Source organism: Nonomuraea basaltis (assembly GCF_005893125.1).
GTDB lineage: Bacteria > Actinomycetota > Actinomycetes > Streptosporangiales > Streptosporangiaceae > Nonomuraea > Nonomuraea basaltis.
The window spans coordinates 1-3,994 of the sequence record NZ_VCJS01000446.1; the positions used below are offsets into that span (position 1 = coordinate 1).

General features: G+C 70.9%; 4 protein-coding genes and 1 pseudogene. 3 read left to right on the forward strand and 2 right to left on the reverse strand.

Translation table 11 applies throughout. From position 1 onward, the window contains the following. Both EJK15_RS75990 and hisD read right to left on the reverse strand, forming a co-directional pair. Positions 1-109 (reverse strand): annotated as a pseudogene (locus tag EJK15_RS75990) (histidinol-phosphate transaminase); the annotation flags it as partial. Continuing rightward, positions 106-1,422, reverse strand: coding sequence for a histidinol dehydrogenase (gene hisD / locus EJK15_RS68005; RefSeq protein WP_138720724.1), 1,317 nt, complete (start codon positions 1,420-1,422; stop codon positions 106-108). The pseudogene EJK15_RS75990 and the gene hisD, both read right to left, overlap by 4 nt. A gap of 541 nt (positions 1,423-1,963) precedes the next feature. Between hisD and EJK15_RS68010 the strand changes: the two genes are divergently transcribed. The 3 genes from EJK15_RS68010 to EJK15_RS68020 all read left to right on the forward strand — a co-directional run bounded on the left by EJK15_RS68010 (position 1,964) and on the right by EJK15_RS68020 (position 3,921). Beyond that, positions 1,964-2,158: a hypothetical protein gene (locus EJK15_RS68010; protein ID WP_138720725.1), complete on the forward strand. Its 195-nt coding sequence runs from the start codon at positions 1,964-1,966 to the stop codon at positions 2,156-2,158. Between the two features lie 48 nt (positions 2,159-2,206). Then, the gene (gene ligD, locus EJK15_RS68015) at positions 2,207-3,217 is read left to right on the forward strand and encodes a non-homologous end-joining DNA ligase (protein ID WP_138720726.1); all 1,011 of its coding nucleotides are present in this window, start codon (positions 2,207-2,209) and stop codon (positions 3,215-3,217) included. Between the two features lie 125 nt (positions 3,218-3,342). Continuing rightward, the gene (locus tag EJK15_RS68020; protein ID WP_138720727.1) at positions 3,343-3,921 is read left to right on the forward strand and encodes a trypsin-like serine peptidase; all 579 of its coding nucleotides are present in this window, start codon (positions 3,343-3,345) and stop codon (positions 3,919-3,921) included. Positions 3,922-3,994: the final 73 nt, after the last annotated feature.

The following is a 3,994-nucleotide window of genomic DNA, read 5'->3' on the forward strand; positions in this document are numbered from 1 at the left end:
GGTAGGGGTTTTCGTTGGTGTTGAGCCGGACCGGGACGTCGATCTGGGGTGCGCCGTAGGGCGTCTTGCCCTTCAGGTCGTCGCGGATGGGCAGGTCGTCCAGGTTCACGCGGTCTCCGTGGGCACTCGCCAGTCGAAGCGCGCGCGGATCGCGGCGCCGTGCGCGGGCAGGTCTTCGGCGTCGGCCAGCGCCGACACGTGGGCCGCCGCCTCCGCGAGCGCCTCGCGGGTGTAGTCGACGACGTGGATGCCGCGCAGGAACGACTGCACCGACAGGCCGCTGGAGTGGCAGGCGCAGCCGCCCGTGGGCAGCACGTGGTTGGAGCCGGCGAGGTAGTCGCCGAGAGAGACGGGCGCGTAGGTCCCGATGAAGATCGCGCCGGCGTTGCGGATCCTGGAGGCGATCTCCGCGGCGTTCGCGGTGTGGATCTCCAGGTGCTCGGCGGCGTAGGCGTCCACGACCTTGATGCCGTCCTCGAGCGAGGAGACCAGCACGATGCCCGACTGCCGGCCGCCCAGCGCCTCGGTGATGCGCTCGGTGTGCTTGGTCGCCGACACCTGGCCGGGCAGCTCCTTCTCGACCGCGTCGGCCAGCTCGGGGCTGGTGGTGACGAGCACGGCGGCGGCGATCGTGTCGTGCTCGGCCTGGCTGATCAGGTCGGCGGCCACGTGGACCGCGTCGGCCGTCTCGTCGGCCAGGATGGCGATCTCGGTCGGGCCCGCCTCGGAGTCGATGCCGATGCGGCCCTTGAGCAGCCGCTTGGCCGCCGCGACCCAGATGTTGCCCGGACCGGTCACCATGGTGGCCGGCGGGCACTCCTCGGTGCCGTAGGCGAACATGGCCACCGCCTGCGCCCCGCCCACGTTGTAGACCTCGTCCACGCCGAGCAGCGCGCACGCGGCCAGGATCGTGGGGTGCGGCAGCCCGCCGTGCGCCTTCTGCGCCGGGCTGGTCACCGCCAGCGAGCCGACGCCGGCCTCCTGGGCGGGGACGACGTTCATGACCACGCTGGAGGGGTAGACGGCGCGCCCGCCGGGGACGTAGAGCCCCACGCGGTCGACCGGCAGCCACCGCTCGGTCACCGTGCCGCCGGGCACGACCTGGGTGGTGACGTCGGTGCGCCGCTGATCGCGGTGGACGAGCCTGGTCCGCCTGATCGACTCCTCGAGCGCCGCCCTGACCTTGGGATCGAGCTCACGCAGGGAGCGCTCGATGGCCTCGGCGGGGACGCGGGTGGTGGCGATCTCGACACCGTCGAACCTGGCGGTCAGCTCCCGTACGGCTGCCGCCCCGCGATGGCGCACATCGTCGCAGATGGGCCGCACCTTCTCCAGGGCGGCCTCGACGTCGAGCTCGGCGCGTGGCAGCACGTCGCGCAGGTTGTCCGGCAGGGAACCGCGCATGTCGATACGGGAAATCACCCTCACAGTTTACGGAGTCCAGCCCCTGAATCTCGTTCTGTCCATACTCCGGGACGCGTCCGGGTCGCGCGCGGCCGGCATCGGGGCGAATGGGGATCGTGCGCGGGCGGGCATCGAGGATGCTCGACGGCCGCGGGAGGGGCAGTCGCCTCTGCCGCTCCCGCGGCCGTCGTCACCCCGGACCGGGCCTGCCGGGGCGGGGGCCGTGGCCGCCACGGGGGCGCGGCCACGGCCGTGAATGGCTCTGAGCCTTGGCCTCTTCCCCTTGCGCGGGCCCTCTAACGCCCGACCACGAAAATACTCTACGTAATAAAAAGTCGCGTTAAGTTGTTTTTGCAGGCGGGGGAACGTGTCCTGCTCGTGGCGCGCCGGCACGTGGCCCCGCGGGGGGACGAGCCCCGGATGCGCTACACCGTCGGCCATGAGGTCCGCAGTGACCGCCGGCGGGGCGGCCCCCGCGAATGGGATCACACCTTTCCGCAGGTCATGTGAGGACTATCGCATTGCGTGTCCATTATGTCTGGCCCCTTACGCTTGCCCCATGGGACAGTGGCGAGGCCCTGGCGGCATCCTGGTGGAAGCGATCATTCTGGACGATCGCCCGCTGCTGCGCATCTCCCACCGCGTCAACGGCAGGACCTACCTGCGCGGCTACTGCGCCACCGTCGCCGAGCTCGGCGACCACGGCATCGACCTGGCCGAGCTGGTGGAGGACAAGCGCCTTGACCATCTGTAGACCCCGATCCGCCACTGTCGATCAGCCGGACGGGGTACGGCATGCACCATGGTGCGGCTGCCGGCGTACGCGCCGATGCTGGCCCAGCTCGGCACCCTGACCTCCGTCCAGGGCCCAGGCTGGGCCGTGGAGATGAAATGGGACGGCGTGCGCGCCCTCGCCTACCTCGAGAACGGCGCCGTCCGCCTGATGTCGCGCAACGACAAGAACATCACCCCCGCCTACCCCGAGCTCCAGCTCATGGCCGGCGCCACGGGAGGCCGCGCCGCCGTCGTCGACGGGGAGATCGTGGCGTTCGACGAGGCCGGGCGGCCCAGCTTCGAGGCGCTGCAGCCCCGTATGCACCAGCGCAACCCGGCCCTCGTGGCCGAGCTGGTCCGGGCGGTGCCGGTGACGTTCATGGCGTTCGACATCCTGCACCTGGACGACGCCGCCTTGATCGCCCTGCCGTACACCGAGCGCCGGGAGCTGCTGGAGAGCACGTTCACGCCCGGCTACCGGTGGGAGGTTCCCGTCTGGTTCGCCGACCAGGCCGAGCGCGCGCTCGACTCGTCCCGGCAGCTCGGGCTCGAAGGGGTCGTGTGCAAGCGGCTGAACTCGCCGTACCGGCCGGGCAGGCGCAGCGGCGAGTGGACCAAGGTCAAGAACGTCAGCACCGCCGAGGTTGTGATCGGCGGCTGGAGCCCCGGCGGCGGGCGGCGCTCGGGGATGATCGGGTCACTGCTGCTCGGCGCGTACGACGAGCACGGCCGGCTGCTGTACGTGGGCCACGTCGGCACCGGGTTCACCCAGGCCATGCTGCGCGACCTGCAGCACCGGCTGGCGCCGCTGGCGCGGCCCGATCCGCCGTTCGCCGAGCCGGTGCCGCGCGAGCACGCCCGCGACGCGCACTGGGTCGAGCCGCGCGTGGTCGGCGAGGTGCAGTACGCCGAGGTCACCGGCGACGGCATGCTGCGCCACCCGTCCTGGCGCGGACTGCGCCCCGATCGCGAGCCGGCCGAGGCCGAAACGGCCGAAATCCTCAACCTCCGCCCCGACGGGGACGTGGCGGCGGGCTGATCGCGACCCGGACGCCGCACTTCATCACACCCCTCATCACGACACGGGCCACAACTACCCTTCGTCACATTTTCGCGACTTAGAGTGATCGAAGTCATCGGATCTGACCCGCTCAGGGGGAGACTGTGCCGAGAACTCTGGTCACCACGCTGACCACGCTGGCCGGCGTCGCGTTCGCGCTGCCCGCGGCGGCCGACCGGCCACCGCTCGCCCCTGCGGTCCCGCCGCCCGCCGTTCCACCGCAGGATCAGACATGGGACGCCGGGTCCTCCCCGCTGATGCACCCCGGCCACGCCGTGCGCTACTGGACGCCGGTCAAACAGGCCCAGGCCAAGGCCGCCGACCTGCCCGAGCGCCTGCCGGACCCGGCGGCGGCCGAGCGCCGCAGCGTGCCCGCGGGCAAGCGGCTCACCCCCGGCGGGGACGCCAACGGCTACGCCCGCATGCCCCGCCCGTACTCCGGTGCCGCACTCAGCAGGATCAGCGGCCGGCTGTTCTTCCGCAACGCCGGCGGGCAGGGCGATTCCTGCAGCGCCTCCGTCGTGCGCTCGGCGGCCAGGCTGCTCGTCGTCACCGCGGCCCACTGCGTCTACAGCGTCCCCGAGGGCGCCACGGGCGGCCGCTGGCACAGCAGCTTCGCGTTCGTCCCCGCCTACGACTGTCTCTTATACACACCTAAAAAAAAAAAAACACAGCGCAGATAATTGTTCCTTGCATTTGCCATATGCGTTTAAGGAACACCAAGCTCCTCTACTCCTCCACTAATTATATTAACAC

What these genes read in the sequence shown, in the direction of transcription:
- ligD (WP_138720726.1), top strand. Translation starts at nt 2,207, where the DNA reads ATGGTGCGGCTGCCGGCGTACGCGCCGATGCTGGCCCAGCTCGGCACC.
- EJK15_RS68010 (WP_138720725.1), top strand. Translation starts at nt 1,964, where the DNA reads ATGGGACAGTGGCGAGGCCCTGGCGGCATCCTGGTGGAAGCGATCATT.